At 63.5% G+C, this 17,149-nt stretch carries 18 protein-coding genes; 2 read left to right on the top strand and 16 right to left on the bottom strand.

What is annotated here, in order from left to right:
* Positions 1-83: 83 nt before the first annotated feature.
* From E0T84_RS24635 to E0T84_RS24620, 4 genes are all read right to left on the bottom strand, one after another.
* Complete coding sequence (locus E0T84_RS24635) at positions 84-578, bottom strand: hypothetical protein (protein ID WP_138745770.1); 495 nt, start codon at positions 576-578, stop codon at positions 84-86.
* Positions 559-1,965 carry a hypothetical protein gene (locus E0T84_RS32090; RefSeq protein WP_212757731.1) on the bottom strand — a complete coding sequence of 469 codons (1,407 nt, stop codon included), beginning with the start codon at positions 1,963-1,965 and terminating at the stop codon, positions 559-561. Before E0T84_RS32090 ends, E0T84_RS24635 begins: the two co-directional genes overlap by 20 nt.
* Positions 1,966-2,392: 427 nt before the next feature.
* Positions 2,393-2,521, bottom strand: coding sequence for a hypothetical protein (locus E0T84_RS32595; RefSeq protein ID WP_256366555.1), 129 nt, complete (start codon positions 2,519-2,521; stop codon positions 2,393-2,395).
* Between the two features lie 23 nt (positions 2,522-2,544).
* A complete protein-coding gene (locus E0T84_RS24620) occupies positions 2,545-4,938 on the bottom strand; it encodes a methyltransferase domain-containing protein (protein ID WP_138745768.1) in 2,394 nt (797 codons plus the stop codon).
* A 356-nt stretch (positions 4,939-5,294) separates the two neighbouring features.
* Between E0T84_RS24620 and E0T84_RS31935 the strand changes: the two genes are divergently transcribed.
* Positions 5,295-5,663: a DUF4333 domain-containing protein gene (locus E0T84_RS31935; protein ID WP_165589053.1), complete on the top strand. Its 369-nt coding sequence runs from the start codon at positions 5,295-5,297 to the stop codon at positions 5,661-5,663.
* Between the two features lie 626 nt (positions 5,664-6,289).
* Here E0T84_RS31935 and E0T84_RS24605 read toward each other — a convergent pair.
* The 12 genes from E0T84_RS24605 to E0T84_RS24555 all read right to left on the bottom strand — a co-directional run bounded on the left by E0T84_RS24605 (position 6,290) and on the right by E0T84_RS24555 (position 16,129).
* Positions 6,290-6,589 (bottom strand): hypothetical protein, encoded by a 300-nt coding sequence (locus E0T84_RS24605; protein ID WP_131722462.1) that lies wholly within the window; start codon positions 6,587-6,589, stop codon positions 6,290-6,292.
* 711 nt (positions 6,590-7,300) lie between these two features.
* The gene (locus E0T84_RS24600; protein WP_048895682.1) at positions 7,301-7,495 is read right to left on the bottom strand and encodes a hypothetical protein; all 195 of its coding nucleotides are present in this window, start codon (positions 7,493-7,495) and stop codon (positions 7,301-7,303) included.
* The gene (locus E0T84_RS24595; protein WP_064925209.1) at positions 7,492-7,812 is read right to left on the bottom strand and encodes a hypothetical protein; all 321 of its coding nucleotides are present in this window, start codon (positions 7,810-7,812) and stop codon (positions 7,492-7,494) included. Before E0T84_RS24595 ends, E0T84_RS24600 begins: the two co-directional genes overlap by 4 nt.
* Positions 7,809-8,126, bottom strand: a complete 318-nt coding sequence (locus tag E0T84_RS24590) for a hypothetical protein (RefSeq protein ID WP_048895684.1) — start codon at positions 8,124-8,126, stop codon at positions 7,809-7,811. The genes E0T84_RS24595 and E0T84_RS24590 overlap by 4 nt, the downstream gene beginning before the upstream one ends.
* A 150-nt stretch (positions 8,127-8,276) precedes the next feature.
* Positions 8,277-9,326, bottom strand: coding sequence for an ADP-ribosylglycohydrolase family protein (locus tag E0T84_RS24585; RefSeq protein ID WP_048895685.1), 1,050 nt, complete (start codon positions 9,324-9,326; stop codon positions 8,277-8,279).
* A gap of 130 nt (positions 9,327-9,456) precedes the next feature.
* A complete protein-coding gene (locus E0T84_RS31930) occupies positions 9,457-9,603 on the bottom strand; it encodes a hypothetical protein (RefSeq protein ID WP_165588994.1) in 147 nt (48 codons plus the stop codon).
* A gap of 534 nt (positions 9,604-10,137) precedes the next feature.
* Positions 10,138-11,100 carry a hypothetical protein gene (locus E0T84_RS24580; RefSeq protein ID WP_249383736.1) on the bottom strand — a complete coding sequence of 321 codons (963 nt, stop codon included), beginning with the start codon at positions 11,098-11,100 and terminating at the stop codon, positions 10,138-10,140.
* 666 nt (positions 11,101-11,766) lie between these two features.
* The gene (locus tag E0T84_RS24575; protein ID WP_131813049.1) at positions 11,767-12,348 is read right to left on the bottom strand and encodes a hypothetical protein; all 582 of its coding nucleotides are present in this window, start codon (positions 12,346-12,348) and stop codon (positions 11,767-11,769) included.
* Between the two features lie 640 nt (positions 12,349-12,988).
* Entirely contained in the window at positions 12,989-13,918 is a 930-nt protein-coding gene (locus tag E0T84_RS24570; protein WP_064925282.1) for a hypothetical protein, read from the bottom strand.
* 77 nt (positions 13,919-13,995) lie between these two features.
* Positions 13,996-14,832: a phosphoadenosine phosphosulfate reductase family protein gene (locus E0T84_RS24565; RefSeq protein WP_081285464.1), complete on the bottom strand. Its 837-nt coding sequence runs from the start codon at positions 14,830-14,832 to the stop codon at positions 13,996-13,998.
* The gene (locus E0T84_RS24560; RefSeq protein ID WP_327084525.1) at positions 14,829-15,143 is read right to left on the bottom strand and encodes a hypothetical protein; all 315 of its coding nucleotides are present in this window, start codon (positions 15,141-15,143) and stop codon (positions 14,829-14,831) included. The genes E0T84_RS24565 and E0T84_RS24560 overlap by 4 nt, the downstream gene beginning before the upstream one ends.
* Before the next feature lie 137 nt (positions 15,144-15,280).
* The gene (locus E0T84_RS24555) at positions 15,281-16,129 is read right to left on the bottom strand and encodes a hypothetical protein (RefSeq protein WP_249383735.1); all 849 of its coding nucleotides are present in this window, start codon (positions 16,127-16,129) and stop codon (positions 15,281-15,283) included.
* Between the two features lie 388 nt (positions 16,130-16,517).
* Here E0T84_RS24555 and E0T84_RS24550 point away from each other — a divergent pair, with 388 nt between their 5' ends.
* On the top strand, positions 16,518-17,135 hold the full coding sequence (locus E0T84_RS24550; protein WP_327084526.1) for a hypothetical protein: 618 nt from the start codon (positions 16,518-16,520) through the stop codon (positions 17,133-17,135).
* The last annotated feature ends 14 nt before the right edge of the window (positions 17,136-17,149 follow it).

Here is a 17,149-nt window from a genome sequence, read left to right as displayed (position 1 = left end):
CGCACTTATCCTGGGCGCGATCAAGACGGTGGTGCCGCCCGCGCCAGCAGAAGCGCTGCGCTAGGCCGGCTCGGCCCGATGATTCATCGGTACGGCATGTGGTACAGCACAACGTAAGTCGTGCCCCCCTCAGCTCGGGGAACCATCACCAAGATCTTGCGTCCACCGATGTATTGCTGGCATGACACATAATCGGAGCGATTCACGGCGATATTCGCAGCCTTCAGAACGTCGCCTTCGATGGTGCCGCCAAGCAGTGGAGGCCAGTCGAAATCCTTGTCCTTGACGTTGCGGCAGGTTTCGTTGATCACCTCGTCGCGGGGGGCGATGAAGCTCACCACCGCTTTCGCCCGGAAGTCTTCCAGCGGCGGCTTCACCACTCGTATCTGCTCAGCATGCGTCGGCAGCACGAGGCCGAACGACCCCATCACCTCCCGGGCTTCGTCGATCGGTGCCAAGCTCGCAGCAGGGGTTGTCGTTGCTGTGACGGGCTCACGATCACCTGGGCCACAGCCGGCCAGAGCCGCGCAGCAGATCAGCAGGATGCCGGCCAGTGCTCTAGTTGCCACTGTGGACACCGGTGCTTCCGTACATGGTGAACTCCTTTGCCCAGCCGATCATGTGGAAGCGGCCCAACTGGTTGTCGCTGATCGGCACTCCAGCGATCGGGGTGGCTTTCTGCACGTCCCAGTTGTACCGATCCCGCATGTTCAGGTCGGCATCCATCGCATAGGTCCACTGCCCGCCCGGTTGGGTCGGCGGGTACACCGTCACTTCTCCGCCCAGGTTGTAATCGAAGCTGCCGATCGCCAGATACCAGTTCCGGTCGGACTGTGGAATCTGGTTGCCGATCCAGTCGGTGTTGACCGGGAATGTCAACGGTCCTGTAGCACCTGAAGCCTGCGCCTGGCTGATCGCTCGCGCCCCCAAATCCTGCATACGTGTATCGACTGCCTCACGGAAGCTGGGCAGGTCGTTGAGCATCTTGCTGACATCCTGTTCCAGCGGTGCACCGCTGACACCGAAGTAGTGGGACATATTGCGTTCGGCTTCGGGCCACGTCGACGCGATTCCTTCACGGACTGCATCGAGTTCCCACTTGTCGAGCTGGTCACCTGGGAGCCGCGACTCCCAGGTGCCGAACGTGGCGTCGCCACCGGAGCCGACGTCTTTGGGTGTCCATGCCGGCGGCTTGGGCCGCTCTGGCAGCGATTCGCCGGGGACAGAGGGGCCGATCCCGTCGGTGTAGTAATCGCCGCCCGGTGTACCCCCGGACACCGGCGTGCCAGGAGGCGGCCACGTGCCGGGTTCGGCGACCTCGCTGCGCGGTTCGGCAACCCGTTCCATCGCCTCATCTTTCGGCGACTTCTCTTCCTCGTTACTAACGAACTGGACGCTGCCGTCGCCTCCCCGAATTTCGCCGTCGAACATGATCGAATCCAGCTCAGCGGCTTTGGCCGAGATACGTTGCGCGATCAGCTTGTCCGTAGCCAGGAGCTGCTCGGCATGCCAGCGCATGTTCTCCGTGTGTTCGGCAGCCGCCGTGTAGCGGGCTGACATCGTAGAGATGTCGATTCGCCGCGTATCGGTGGCCCTGAAGCCTTCTGCGACCCTAAAACCGTCCGTTTCCGCCTCGGCGATCGCTTCCAACGCTGCACGTTGGGCTGCGCGTAGGTCACTGACTCCGGCGACGGCGATATCGGCGGCAGCGACGACGACTTCACCTTGTCGACCGACCACCGTGGTGTCCGCACTGACCCGCTCCCATGCGGCATCTTTGGCGCTGCCCTGCCAGTCCGTGCCGCCTGGGGCCGACACGCTCTGGCGGTGCTGGTCGAACAGCTCGTCAGATTCGGAAGCGGATGCGCGCCATCGAGCGGCGGCCGCCTCCAAATGAGCGAAATCCCAGTTTTCGATTTGCGACCGTGTCAGCGCCGCATCTGATGTTGGGGCGGCGGGGCTCATACCGACCTCGTCAAATCGCCCGCAGCGTCATCGTCGGTCGTGTCGTAACGCGCGCTGGCAGTGCGCATATCGTCAGCATGTCCGCGGACACGGCCAGCCTGGCGGGACCGCGCTGACGCAAGCGCACCGTCGAGCGCCGCTACAGCGAAGTGACTGGGCTGACCCGCGGACCCCGAACCCCCAACATCCGCGACCGAAAGCGCATCCGCGACCTCCGCACTCTGTGAGGCCGCGTTGCTAAGCCCCGCGCCGTCCACCGAAAGCTCATGCACCACTGAATTTCCCCCTCACCACACGGCCCTGCGGACAACCTGTTTCAGCCGACCCTCAGCAACTACTCAATTCCAGAGTATGCGACCAGTAGTCTTTCCCGACGCCGCGCCAAGTCATTCCGCGCCCGGCCGCGGGCACTGACGGCGGGCCACCCTCACACGACAGCATCACCACCGAACATGAGCGACAGTTCCCATCGCACCAGATCGATTGCCGCTTTCACTCCAAGGTCGTCCGGATCAAGCCCCTCAGCAAGCAACACCTGGCGGTCCTCGTCGTCCATAAATCATTAGACGCACACCGAGCTCAACCGGTTCCATCGGAAGCTCCGCCAGACACGCCCACCGCGGCCACGATCCACACCTTATCGGGAACACCATCGTTACAGGTTGTCTCCGACCAGGCCCGGTTAAGGCCCTTACCTTGTTGGGAACAATAGAGCACACCGATATCTGACCCCAGATAATCGCTGTTCTCCCACACCCACAGCGAGAATCGCTCTTGGAGCACCAATAGCTTCTGCTCGGCGGCCTCGGTGGCGTCGGCGTTGCGCACCTTGCGATGTGTGCGCGTTTCCTCGTCGTAGATCTCATCCCACACCACCGGAGCCGCACCGTTGAGCCCGGTCTGCAGCAGGTCGAACGCGTCCATGCGCGGACTGCAGTACTCGATACGTGCCTCGGGAGCGAGCTGCCCCCGGCCGGTGATCTCCCACGCCGCCAGCGGGGCAACGTGTTCCACGCGCGCCCTTGCCCCGAACACCTCAGCGCAGAATGCGGCGATATCAGCAGCAGTAACCCATGGCGATCCCAGTTCGATGCGGATGGCCTCACGTCCCAGCCATGGCGGCTGCACGGACTGCAACGCCGCCACGTTGCGCTCATATCGAGGGTCCATCGTCGCCGCCGCCAGCGCCTCACGCAGCTTCGCCCGCACATCGCCACACAGGTAGTCCCGGGCGATCAGGGCCCGACCGTCGCTGGGGTCGCGATAGACCAGGTCGCCGAGCTCGTCGAACACCTCTTCGCGGTCGGTCAGACCGAGAAGTCCGCCGATCCGGTCGAGATCCAGACCGCGGCCCTCCCCCAGGCAGATCGCCAGCGCCTCACCGGGTGTGCCGGCCCGCGTGGCAGCTTCGGGCCGCTTGTTGACCCTGCGGGTCAGGATCGGCGCCGGGGCCGCGTCGCCGCTGTCTTGGTCGAACAGCTCCAATGCGAACACGATCGGTGCGTCCGGGTCGCGGCGGAATCCGCCCATCGGTGGGGTGCGCCACCCCAGGCGGGGCATCCCGGTCTCCGGATCGGGTCGGCCCTCGGTGACGGTGCCCCGGTTGAGCGGCCCGTACCGGGCCACGTATGCCTCATAAGCCGTGCGGCAGGCAACCCGCAGGGGTTCGACCGCATCGTCGGGTCGGTCCCAGTCCGATTCGGCCTCCACCAGCGCTACAGCGGCGTCGCGCAAGCCGATCAACGCCCGCAATTCGGCACTCGGCCGCGAGAGCACCGCCAAGTCTCCGTCGACCACCCGGACCACCTGGCCGTCAACCACATGCAACGAGCCCTGTTTGCGGCCCTGGTCGTCGGTCAGCCGGATATCGGCCAGATCCACCCCAGCGGGATCCCCGGCCGCGTACGGCACCAACAGAGGCCCTACAGCGGCGAATGCCGCCGCGACCGCAGAACTGGGGTTGTCGGTGTCGACCGCCAGCGGGAGGCGATCAAATCCGGTCAGGCGCATTGTGCCGGCCACCAGTTCCGGGTGCTGGTCCCAGAACGCACTCACAAACTCGCGCACGTAGCGCTGGCCTAACTCGCCTGTCAGCAGCGTGCGCTCTTGCCCGTCTGCAGGGTGCCACCCGTGCACGTCGTCATCCCCGTCACGCACCCGCAGGACCAAGACGTCGGCGACAACGTCAGTTCCGAACTCTCGGAAGTACCCCGAGGGCAGCCGCACCGCTGCGAGCAGGTCGGCGTGGCGCCCGATGTCTGCCGAGAGCCCATGCGTTGCATCCAGTTCATGGCGCGAGGTCACCACGACCACATAGCCGCCCGGGCGCACCGCCGTTACGGCCCGCGTGACGAAATACTCATGCAATGGACCGTAGAAGCCGGTAGCGCCGTCATGCACGCGCGCGGCCGAGAACGGCACATTTCCTACGCAGGCATCAAACCGCTTGTGCGGCAGCGACACCGCCTGTAGATCGCCTGTGATGATGTTCGCGGTGGGATGCAACGCGCGGGTGATTTGCGCTGAGATCGGGTCGGCCTCAACCCCGGTCAACTCAATAGGCAGGTCCGCTGGCGCATGCGTGAGGAAATTTCCGGATCCACAACCCAAGTCGAGCACAGATCCACCGGTGAACCCTGCAGCTCGCAACACACCCCAGATATGGGAAACGAGCTCCGCCGGGGTGAAAAACGAGGTGTCGACGACGCGTGCCGCCTTTGCCATCGCCTCACCCGCCGCATCGTCGAGCTCGTCGGCCAAAGCGGCCCACGCTCCGGACGGTTGTGCATCGAACAGCTTCGACACCGGCCCCCAGCCCGGGAACGCAGCCAAGGCCTTGCGCTGCCGATCATCGGCAACACGACCGGCCCCTAACTCAGCTACGGTTTGCGCCGCGCAGATCGCCCGCCTGGCCAGCTTCGCGCTCTTGCTGTTTCCACGGTCATTCGACTGCGCAATTTCGCACGACGACATAACAATTCCCTCCCAGGGGATTTGTGGGCCCGCCGGAATGGCTTGCCCTGCACCACAAAGATTACCGCTACCCACCGACAAAACAGCGCGGCTAGTCGGGACGAAATAGGTTGGTGCACAGCTGAATTTGAAGGATGCGCCTCCCCTCCCGGTATGGGGTGGGGAGGTGGCGAAGGCTGGAGAGTGCTGCGCGCAACTGCAGAGGCATTGGCAGGCGTGTCAGCGCAGACTGGGCCGGCCGCAGCAGCCGAAGGCCGGGGAGGGTTGCTTGCTTGGCCGGGCGCCCTCTAGCAACGCAGCGAGCTCGTGCCGATCAGCGGTCGAAGGGTGTTGTGGCAACGCATATGCTCATTTGCATGCGCTTCACCGCAACTGCACTGCTCGCCATGTGCCTGCCTGCTATCGCTGGCGGGTGCCATGTGAACGTCGAGACGGGGTCGCCCCGATCCGAAACTTCTGTCAGGGCCAGCGCCGCTCAGCCAGCGGTCCCTAAAAGGGACGTTGAACAAATCACCGCGCAGTTGATCCGCGACAAATCTGGCGGGGGCCCTTACGTCATCACATGTCCCGGCGATTTGCCGATCAAACTGGGCGCCAACATGCGTTGTGTCCTGGCCGATCAGCAAGGCACGCATCGCGAACTCACCGTCACCATCACCAAGGCCGACTCGCCTAACAACGCAGCGTGGGACTGGGAAGTGGGCGGGACGATTTCGGACGGCTAATGGCGCTGTTTCATCGGCGTTGGTGCCGCGGGTGCCGCGGGTGAGGTTGTTCAAACATCAGTTGCGCACCACCGCGCGGCCCGCGCGTGATGTCCGGGGGTACTGATTCCTCTACGCGGCCAGCTGGATCGGCATACCAGTCGTCGCACGGCTAGCTACACGTCAAACCAGTCAGTCGACAGGTCATCGCGATGAGTGAGCGATTTGACGGTTGACGCGTCTGCCTTATCCCACCTGGCGCACGCCCGGGGGCAATGCGCCCGCTGCGGCCCTATCTGGCGCGTCGCCGACGAACAGTGGGCAGACAGTCACCAACCTGTTCGCAGCGATCGAGCTCTCTTATCGCCAACCTGGCCGCGTGTCCTATCGACCGGAGTGCTGAATTTCGTAGCCGTCCATGTCCGAGATCGTGTCGTCATAGTTCGATGGGTTGCCCCGCCAGTCGTCGCGCAGCCTTTGGCCGCTCGCGTTGTAACAGGCACCGCAGTTGTTGCAGTCGACATCAGAGGTACCTCGATATCTGCGGACTTCCTTGCCGCAGCGGCCGCAGTCCCAAGCGGTGTAGCCAGCGGAGTCGGCAGTGTCGACGACGCGTCGAAGATTCTGTGCCACCTTGCGTACCTCCCCTATTCCGCGCTGTTGGTCCACCGGTCGTGGATGTGTTTCAGCGCCCACACGGCGCCGTCCCAGTACGCGCGGTAGCGCTGATTCCACGGTTGGTGCTGTCGTATCGCCAGTTTGGCCAGGCGGTCCTCTATGTCGCCGACGGTGACGACTTCGCCGGCAGCCACGACGAACAGGACGCTGCGCACCGCGTCAGCCGCACCCTGGTGATAAGCGACATGGTTCTGATCTGTGCCGGGCTCATCGGCGTGGGCGCTGGCCGTTTGGCGCAGTTCCGCCAGTTCGAGCATCGTCATCGTCACGGCTTCACTGTCTCAGGAACCACCGACAAATCCCGAGGGAGCTGCCCCGCTGTTCCCTCACTGGTCGGGCGGTCGGAGTCCGGAGTTGGCAACTGCCCGTGGTTGACCCAGTACCGCATCGCCCATTCGCATCCGCTTGTCATGGCGAGGCCGCCGGCATACCCGCCGTGGGAGCTCTTGCCCCCACAACCGCAGTAGCACTTTCTGCGGTTCCGCCAGCGCCCAGGCAAGAGTTCCATGGAGCGCTCCCCGTTGATCGCGTCACCGACCACCCAAGCGCTCGTCGCAGCTTCTCCGCCCGATTCAGAGCGCGCGGGTGTTCTCTGTGGAGTCACAGTCACAGTTGCTTTGCAACCGTCAGGAACCGTCAGGACAACCGCGGTCGGATCAAGGGCCACAGGAAAGTCACCAACCTGGAGAACCAATAGCGGCTTCGTCATCGAGGCAGAGGGAACTCCCATCAGACGGCCAGCGAGAACGTTGCGGCCACGTCGCACGACAACCATGAGTCCCACATGCCGAGACGCAAGGGCGCCAACATGGACCTCAGACGGTCCCAACTCATCGACCGACCGCAAATGTCGAGGCATCACTTCACCTCGCATCCTCGTTCGAGCGGACGGCTAGAGCCGAACCGTGGTCGACCGCGGGCATGCGGTGTCATGGAGACGGTCTGGCACCGCGGCGGCGGGCACTGGCTGGGAGTTCATATCAGCAGAGTTCAAGTTCGGTCCAGTACTGATCGCCGAGGCGGCGGACCGCTTGGGCGTTGGCGCCGTGCTCGCGGCGGGCCTCGGCCTTGGCCTCGTCGACGGTGCCGGTCTCGGGTACCCAGATGGTGGCGTCGAGCGGGATGCCGGCGCGGCGCACGAGCCAGGTGAGGACAGTGGTGGCGTTCGCGGTCATTGCCAGTTGCCGTGCCCTTGGCCGTCCAATTTCGCGTAGTTCTCGGCCATTTTGCCGAGGCCTTGAGCGACTCCGCGGATCTCGTCCGGTCTGATGGTGTCTGCGGTGCTCAATTGCGTGCCCGTTCGGTGAAACGACGCGAGGATCTGTGCGGGCGGTTCCATACCGGCAAGTTGTTGCAGGACCGCAAGAGTGTCCCGCAAGGCCTTGCTGACCGCTTCGGAATCGTCTGGAGTGATGGCGAGTTCGTCTGCGATCGCGCGGATGTGCTTGGCCGCGTCGGCGCAGGCCTGGGCGAATTGCAGCTCATCGGTCATGCTGTGGCTTCCACGGTGGTCCGGGTGATCTGCAGTTCGTACTTGACGCCGTCCTTGTAGTCGATGGCCAGGCCGCCGTTGTAGTGCTTGAGGATGTGCTCAGCGACAACCCGGATCACCATGTCGGTGCAGTCCTCGTGGTGCAGCCGTGACAGGTAGTCCTCGATGCCCGGGGCGAGCTCACCGTCGTCGTCGACGATGTCTTCGCCGCCGAGGAACTCGGTGTTGGCTGGGTTGAGCAGGCCAACGTTGAGTTTCCCGGAGAACGCGGCCTCCTGGATTCCGAAGTATCGCCTGGTGTTTGCCTTGCTCATCTCTCATCTCCTGGGGGTAGGAACCCGGTAGGTTGCTGATCACTGTGGATGCAGAATTGATCATGGCTGTCTCCGCCGGTTCAGTGGGCGCCGCGTCAAGTCTCACTGCCTCAGCTCCTCTGCGTCCAGACGCGCCGTTCATCACGACACCTACCGATCCCCAGCCCCCGAGCAGGAGGCCGGGCCGCAAGCAGCTGCCGCGAACTGTTCTGACAGGAATTCCAGTTCGTCGATCTGAGTTAAACGGCGATAGTCTGCTGGCAGCACCAGTGAGTGTCCGTGCCTGAATACCATCATGGCAGCAACAATTGATGCGACCGTGTCCGTGTCTCCGCCAAGACTGACAGCAGCGTAAACCGTGTCTGCCAGTTCGGGTTTAGCTGCCCAGAGGATGAACGCTCCGTACACGCATACCAGTGTTTCCGGCGCATAGAATCCGTACAGCTGACCGCCGGCGCCGATCCTCGTCGTCAGGTTCCGCAGCCGTGCCTCACCGCCAGCACGCCGCAGCCCGGCTAACACACCCAGCCGCTCGGATACGCTCTCCGCGGCGCCGAGGGCCGACTCGTGCCGAATCGCCGACTCGGTGGCCACATCCGCTAGATCTTCTGGCTGCCCGCCGCCGAGGATGAACATCAGAATGTCACCGTGCACTCGCGTGCAGATCCTTGCAGCGTCGCTGCCGTGAGTGAACTGTGTGAGCGCGTCCCACTGCTCGACCACAGAATCCGAGGACATCGCGGCCATGTGCTGCCAATACACCAGCGGAGCTAGTTTCATCAGCACTCCGTTACCGGCTCCTCCAGGTGTTCCGCACTGGTCTGCCCGCGTTCCATGGTGGTATCGGGCCACCGCTGTGACGGTCGAGTTGCCCCAGCCGCGCACGATGATCGTCCCGCCGCGGCGCACGGTGGGAGTCGCTGCGAGCTGCGCCACGTGCTCGTGTGCGATCGCGTCAAGGTCGAACCCCCCGGCGGTGATCAGGGCCCGCATGACCGCCGCCGACAGTTGGGTGTCGTCGCTCCACATGCCCGCAGGGCCCGCGAAGATCGGATTGGCGTGATCTGGCCGCAGTTCAGCGATTCCGCCGACAGGCGGCTGTCCCTCGAAGGGCAGCCCGGCGGCGTCACCGTACGCGATGGCGGGAAGCAGCTTCTCTCCGATCACCGCCCAGTTCGCACGATGTAGTGCTGTATTCATCGCGAATTGCCGTTCGGCGCGGTCCCGGCGGCGGCCGCGCGGGCGACGCAGCGGCGGGCGAACCAGTCCAGCTGGCCGTGTGAAAGTCGTTTCAGTAGCGCGTGAACCACCGTGGACACAACGCTCACTTTCAGTTCCTCTCCGCGAGCAGCTCGCGTACCAGGGCGCGGCGACGTTCGATCTCTTGTTCCAAAGCCTGGGCTACCTGCTCTATCTGGTGCTCCGAAAGCTGTTTCAGACCAGACGGATTGGTGAATGCTGGCGTTTGGTTCGTCATTCGACCGTGACTCCTGATCCGCGTTTCGCAACATATTGTTCGGTGGAGCGGCGGGACACAAGACCCAGTCTGGGGAGGCGGGGACTCAAGGGGGGACCGCCCCACCGAAGCAACAGGTATCAGCTTACTGGCGTGCTGTGGCTGACTGTCCGTTTACGCCGCCCCTGTTGTGCCCAGACGGTGTTCTCGTTACAGACCGTGTTTTCACTACCTTCAACGCTTTTGGTGCAGACAGCGCGTGCTGCATCTCCAATGGACCGGCATGGCTATCCAGGAACTGCCCGATTTCTACGAGGTAGCGCGCGTCCTGCTGTTGCCGTTTCGATGAGGCACCCCCGTTGCTTAGACACGCCTACGTGAGACAGAAAGCAGGGAATGACTCTTGGTGATGAAATCGCCGAACTTCGCCGCAAGTTGATAACAGTTGCGACGTTTTGCCGCGCACCAGGCAGTGAATGGCAGCACACGCGCAACACGACCACGCCTGAGGATCCGAGACCCGAGTCCGCTATGAATCGCAGCAGCACCGCCATGTCAGTCCAGAACCGGTTTCCATGGCGACGACTGGGAGAGTCCGGGGAGCTCGTGGGCGTGGCGCAGGACCGCAAGGCGCGCGAGCATCCGTTCGCGCATGACTTCGTCGTCTGCGACGCCAGCTGCCAGCAGTGCGCGTTCTAACTTCGCCGCACGCGACCAGGGCCGTCGTGCCGGCCGCGCGAGCGCTGCTGCACGGTGTGCTTTGCGATCGCGAATTCGTTGGGCAGCGTCGCGACCGTCGTCACCCAGGCCTAGTCGGGAGAGCAGTCGTTCGCGCAGTTCGTGGCCAATCCACGCCGCTGTGCTGCCGGCGTGTTGGTTTCTGGCACGCAGTTCGAGGCCGAGTCCAAGATGGAGCATGACAGCACCGAGCACAGGTCCAAGGATGATTCGGCCAATGGCTTCATCGGTGCTCGACATGGCCCACGCCATGTAAGCCATGGCGGCGCACATCGCCCAGACGATTCCGCGGAAGGCACCAGGGCGGCCAGTCCGTTTGACGCTGACGGCCATACCAGCCCCGCACACGACGAGCGCGAGTTCGGCGACTGCGAACATCACCCCGCGTTCCCCGTACGCAGTGGGGATGTGGAGCACTTGGTCGAAGAATCGCCATGAAGTGTTGAGCGAAACGGCCATAGATACCGCTGCCACGGCGTAGCAGGCGAAGGCAACCGTTGGCGCGCGGTACTCACGATCAGCACCGGCGGGCAACACGACGGTTTGGTGCGCGCCCATCGGGTCGTCGTCGGGTGTCATGTGCCGCAGGAACGGCGGCGCCGACGCTCCGTGGCTACCAGTCGTGGCTGCCTTTATCCCATTGATGCGGTGCGCATCTCGGTACGCTTTCACTTCGGTCAGCACTCTCCTTCGTGACGGCGCGTAGCCGAAGCTCTTAAGCCAGGAGGTGACTTCGGCCGGCGTCGCACCATCGAGCACTTCGACGGCGTATCGGATCATTGCTACGTCATTCTTAGCCTGCGACAACACCTCTCGATGATCCCGGGCATCAAGACTTTCATTGTCTCGACATGCGGGGCCGCGATGATGCGGTTGGCGTGCAGTGTTGGCTGGCTGGCTTCCGGCTGGTAGACGGTCTGCTCATGAGCAGTCGCGGATAGAGTCACTGGGGATTCCTCACCCTCGATTTCGGACTACAGGGCCGTCGAAATGGACCGTGACGGATACGGCGTTCATCGGAGATGTGGTGCGCGAGTCGGGAGTCCGACCTGAGATTCGCGGTTCAGAGTCCGAATTCGATCCGAGTCCGACATCAACAATTCTTGCATGAACAGCCGCAGACATGACCACATCGACGCAAAAGTGTTGGGCTGCGTCAAGAATGGCAAATGCCAGACAGCGAGTCAATACCTCGATCCAACCTGTCACGTGCTACACCGACCGCGCTCGGATGCTTCGTCTGAACGGCTGGGACGCCGTCGGCAAAGTCAGGCCGCCGCGGATGAGGACAAGTGGACAGTCGGATGGGGCTCACAAGAGTGAGGCACAGGCAGCGCAACGTCGTTTGCCTGCGCAATCGCCTGTTGCCGCACCAGCACTCGGGCTAGATCCTCGGCGTCATCAGCGTGTGCGGGCCGCGCGCTGCCGTTGTGTCCATGGCGCTTTTCATAGGAAGAACGGCTTGACGGGGTCCGTCTCGCCCATCTGCAGCGGGCGGCACTCGGCGCACGCGGGCGTACCCGCGGGGTGAGGACCCGGATTCGTTGGTTGTGAGCGCTGGGACCGACCCCGCCCGCGCCAGACCGATTCTCGCCGCGGCACCCACGGCGTCGCCATCCGATTCTCAGGTGTATCGATAACGGCCGCACCGCATCCCAGGCATTTTCGGAACTTCAGCGGCGCGTTGACAATCCAGTTGCCTCCATCGCCGGCATCATCGATCACGTCGACGAGTTTCAGGCGCGCGCGTCCCGCTTCGCGGATCTCCCACGAATCATCCGGCGGTAGGTCTGGGCGGTAGTGTCCATCGATGACGCAGCCGGGCCCCAGGACGCGGCCATCGACCCTATCCAATGCACGCTGCTCGCGTTCGTCCGGGCTGTCGCGGAACTGGCCGTTCCAGTCAGTTCCCGGCGAGAACACCAGCCGATAGGGCTTGTCGAGCTGTACCGTCGACCGAAGACCCAGCACGATGATGTCGCCGGTGATCGGGCACTGGTAGCGGCCACGTCCACGTCCGGCGGTCACCCCTTGCAGCGGAACCCCGCAGTCGGGACAGAGATGGTCACTGATGCGCGCACCACGCCGGGATCGCACCGCGGTCACACTGCCGCACTGCGGGCATTTCCCAGTCATCGCGCGCTCACCTCCGTTGCCGAACACAGCGGACCATTCATGGAGCCCGGCCCCTCTATCGAGAAGAGCGTTCGCCCGGTCTCATCGTCGACGATCCGATCAGCTTCAACGTGCGCGCCATGCCGAATCGCAACGCCCTCAACTTCGGACGGTTCTACTTCGTAGGCCAGATTGCCAGCTCGGTTGCGAATCAACATCCCCGACGCTCTCCGTTCACGCTCCAACGATGACCGACTTGGGCGGACAAGCTGCGCTGGCATTGACTACCGCTGCTTCGCGGCTCATTCACCAATCGGCGTAGCTTTATGGTCCCCCCTGCCGCCGACAAGTACGTCGCTAAGCGGCAACGCGTTGGGAAAGCGCCCTGCTGCTGTGTCCGCCGCCAGGGCGGAGCCGAGGTGGGCGCAGAGGACCAGATGCCATTTATGCACACGACTTGGTTGGCTCAGCGACGGCCCTCGGCGCCGGCATCTGGACACCGCACACCGTGACTGTGCGAACACAATCGCTCATCAGCAAAAGGGAGAGTCAGCTACCCAACTGCGGCGATCCGCACGGGTTGGCCGGCTGCATCGAGTTCGCCGGCGCGCCGGCCGGCGGCCACCCACAGCATGCGGACGGGGTATGGATTCGCGGAGCGCTCGACGACGGCCTTCGGGTAGGCCTTCTGGAATTGCTCAGGGTCGTCGGTGGCCCAGAGCACGCTGACTCCGTTCTCGTCCTTGGCTGCAAGCCTGTTGGCGGTATAGGTGATGAAGTCGTCGATCTTCTGCAGATCGTTTAGTGCCTCCTGGCGCACGGCGCCCTTTCGCTCGTTCGCGAAGTAGGACTTCACGTTGATGCCCAGTAGGTGTGCCGTCTCGGTCTTGCCCAGTCCGACAGCGCAACGCGCTGCGGCAAGGTCAAACCGGCGCTCGCCGCGGTACACCTCGACATCGCGGCCTCGCCGCCTCAGTTCGGCCGCGGCCCGGCCAACGGCGACATGCTGCAGTATGACCGGGTAGGGGTATTCGAGTAGTCGCGTGCACGCGTCCGGGCACTCCGAAGTGAACGTTTCTTGATCGACGACAGCGTCGAGTTTCACCACCCCGGTCGCGGGCGCGGCTTCGATCAGCTGTTCGGCTTCATCTGCAACGAACGCTTCCATCTCGGCCAATTCGTCGACGAATTGCTCAGGAACATTGTCCGGGCTTCCCTCGCCCTCGCGAATAGCTCGCATCGCACCGCGCCGACCGGCGGACTTTGTAGGAACATCCTGCGGTCTGTCGTACTCGTAGGCGAGATACAGCGCGGGATCAATCCCCAGCAGTGGGGCAAGGTCTTCAGGCCACAAGCTGAGCGCGTTACGGCGCGCCTTCAGATCCGACCACAAATACTCAACAAACGGCTGATCAGCGATAGCGACGCCACCTTCCTCGCGGTCAGCGGCGAGTGCTGTCGCCTCTGACAGTTCGATGCTCATCATGGTCCTCTTCGCGAGTCAGGGGCCTGCCTTGTGGCCTGCCCTACAGGTCAAATGCTATCAGCGCTGCCCGGTCGTCAGGTCCATTCGGGCAGGCGTGGCAGGGCGCTCACCAACCGGTCGAACAGATCGGGCCAACCCTTCTGAAGCCAGGCAATATGCCCGTTGGACAGTTTCGATGCATCGATGATCGAGTCAACCCTGATCTGGTGCTCCGGAACCCCCAGTGTGGCGAGCTTGCGGTAGAGCGGGTTGGGTTCGATGCTGCGGCCAGCCAAGTATTCGAACACCTGGCTGGTCTGCCAGTCCCAGATCGGCCCGTAGGTCACGGTGCCGTCGTTGCGATAGATGACCCCGCCGGCTGCGGCTCGCACTTCCTCGCGCGATTGTTCTTGGCGCGCTTGTGTTTCTGCTGCTAGCCGTTGTCGGTATAGGGCCTTTCGGCCCGGGGCTTCTTGAGTACGCACGCCCCACATCGAGCCGCGACCGTGGCGTCGGTGAGCTTCTGCGGCGGGACGTTTGATCATGAGCTCATCAAGCTCGACGCCCAGGCGCTTGTCTGGGGCATGGTGGTCGAATCCGTTCAGCATGATCATCACCGTCAGCAGGTCCGGTTCGGCGGGGATCACCTCAAAGTTCAGCTGCCATGTCTCAGAAAGGTCAGCCAAGTAGTTCAGTGTCTCGGGGAATTGCAGACCAGAATCGAAGAACACCACCGGCACATTGGGATCGACCTGGCGGGCGAGATCGACTACGACAGTGGAGTCTTTGCCTCCCGACCATGAAACGAATCCGTCGTGCTCATCGAGGTGCTCGGCGATTCGATCGAGCAAATGCCGATGGGAGGCCGCACCTCGCCGGCGCGCGGCGATCGCGCGCAGCGCCTGCATGTCCAGACCCGGTGGAGTGCTCACGGTTCGTCGGGCGTTGCGACGACTCGCCCGTCGGCCACCGTCACGGCCATTCCCGGAAACAGTCGGTGGAAGTACTCCTCGACGTAACTCACTGCGTCTGGCCCTTCCAGGATCGACTCCTCAGTGGTGGTGCCGTCCCACCACCACCACACGCCACGATCCTTGAATCCGAACGGCAGTGGGACCTCAACGTCGGTGTGTATGCGGGCGAACGTGCGGGCCGCGCCGACGACGAACAACCAGTCATAGCCACCGAAGGTCCTGGACCCGTCCTCATCAGTCAGCTCAGAGAGACTGTCTGGCAATTCCACTCGGGCCAGGCACTTGTTCTCAGTCGGAATTTTGCGGCGCCGTCGTAGGCGCCCCATCGGCCGAAAGTGACCGTTGCGCCCCGGTTCATCGGGTCCAAGCTCTGACCGATTCGGATGGACCACCCATTCCCTGTTGCTCACGCCAGCTCCCTCAGCTGCAGGACAAGACGATTTCCGTAGCTGTTGCCAATCCCGTAGATCGCGTCCGCGGCAGACACCACTTCACAGGCCAAGCCGCGCGGCAACAGGTGAGTGGTGTCTTCCACGGTGTCGGAGTGCCCGAAGTACATTCCCCGGCTTGTCGTTAACTCGAACATGAGGTACCGGTCGCTGTCGTGGCCCGGCGATTCCTCCAAGCTGTGGCGCGCGATCGTGAACTGGTCGAACGATATTCTCGAGCCCGGGCGGAAGTTATCGGGTACTTCGTCGACATCACCTACGTCGCGATGGGTATCGGGCAGTTTGACCGCGACATACACCGTGTGGGTCCTGTCGTTTTCCCGCTCGTAGGCCTGTATCACGCGGTCCAGGCGTTGCACTTTGGCCCGGTCGATGTCGGGCAATTCCTGGACGTCTCCGGCGGCGCGATGCAATGCGCTGTTGATGCGTTGCCACTCGACAGGGTTGTCGTCGGTCAACATGCTCCGAATTGCTCGACGCTGAGATTTCGGGGCCGCGTCGATGACCCTGTTTTTTGTGGCGGACCGGATCTTGCGTTGCCGGCTGCTTAGCGAGCGCCGAAATCTCTCCGGCGCAGGTAGTTCTGCGCGCAAGCGCGTCGAGTCGACATGGCTGTCGTCGCGTGGGGTAGCGCGGTCTCGGTCGCGCGTCGCGCGGGTCAGCGACGAGTCGGCGTCCCGCATTTCGTCGCGCACCCGGCTGGCCAAACGATGAAACTCAGCGTCGGTCATCGCCGACTCGGCGATCTCGCGGGCCGCCTTGACGTCCCTTGCGGTGACCGCCCCACCCTCGATGTCGACCTTCACCGGTTCTTGGTTCGGTCTGGCGGTCTTGGCACCCATGTGGTCTCAGGCTCTCAATTGCTCGACGACTACTCGTAGTCTATGAGACCAACTCCACTCGACTCGCCCTTGAGCACAACAATCTGCTACCGGGCCGACGATCAAACACACAGGAGGGCGGCCCCGGTCACAGCTGAATCCAGCCGGTCCGAAGCCGCCCCAAGGGACACCATCTCCCAAACCCTATACGCGTTTCGTGCTGCCCACTGTAGCAATCGCTGCCCGTAATGTGGCTACCAGCATGCTTTCCGATCCTGCCGCCACCGCGTGGGTTGTTGCCGGACAACCCTCCGTCAACGCTCCCCCACCGATAGCGGGCCGCTGCGGCCGGTGCGGGGAGGACGGCCCAACAGTGACCAGTTCTCACATCATTTCCGAGAAGTTCACCGGCTTCGACGCGTGGCCTTTCGGATCACGCCGGTTGTGTGTGCCGTGCGCCTGGGCTTACAGCCGCCCACCGATAGCTGTTCCGGCGATGGTGATTACCGCAGATACCGTCACCGAGCACGCCGAGGGTGCCGACCTGGCTCCCCTACTGAGCGCCGGCGCGCTCCCGAATACCCACGCCGTGGTACTTCCCTCGTCGCGGCGCCGGCACGTCCTGGCGACCGCCGAATGGGGCCATCTGGCAACCGACGGACTTGTCAGCATGTGGGACGCCATCTCGGCAGACCGACTTGTCGCACTCGCCTCGGTGCGACCGATCGTCAGTGCATGGGTGCGCGCGCAGGCGACCGATTCCGTGAGCCCGCGGCAGATCGCGATGAAGATCGATCGGATCCTGATGCGCGACATGCCGCCCTATCCCGTATTGGCGACCCAGCCCCGGCACAGCTGGACACAGTTCCTTGACGCCTGGGCGTCGCTGCAGTCCTGGCGGAAAGTCGAACCATTGTGGGCCGCTGGCAGGACCCTCACGCACACAAAAGACGGTATTTCAGCTTCCATAACCGCGACGGGCGGAAACTAACGTCACAGGCGGGC

This window comes from Mycobacterium sp. DBP42, from assembly GCF_005924235.1.
Classification (GTDB): domain Bacteria; phylum Actinomycetota; class Actinomycetes; order Mycobacteriales; family Mycobacteriaceae; genus Mycobacterium; species Mycobacterium syngnathidarum.
The sequence above is the reverse complement of the archived record's forward strand: the minus strand, read 5'-3'. Positions and strand labels throughout refer to the sequence as shown.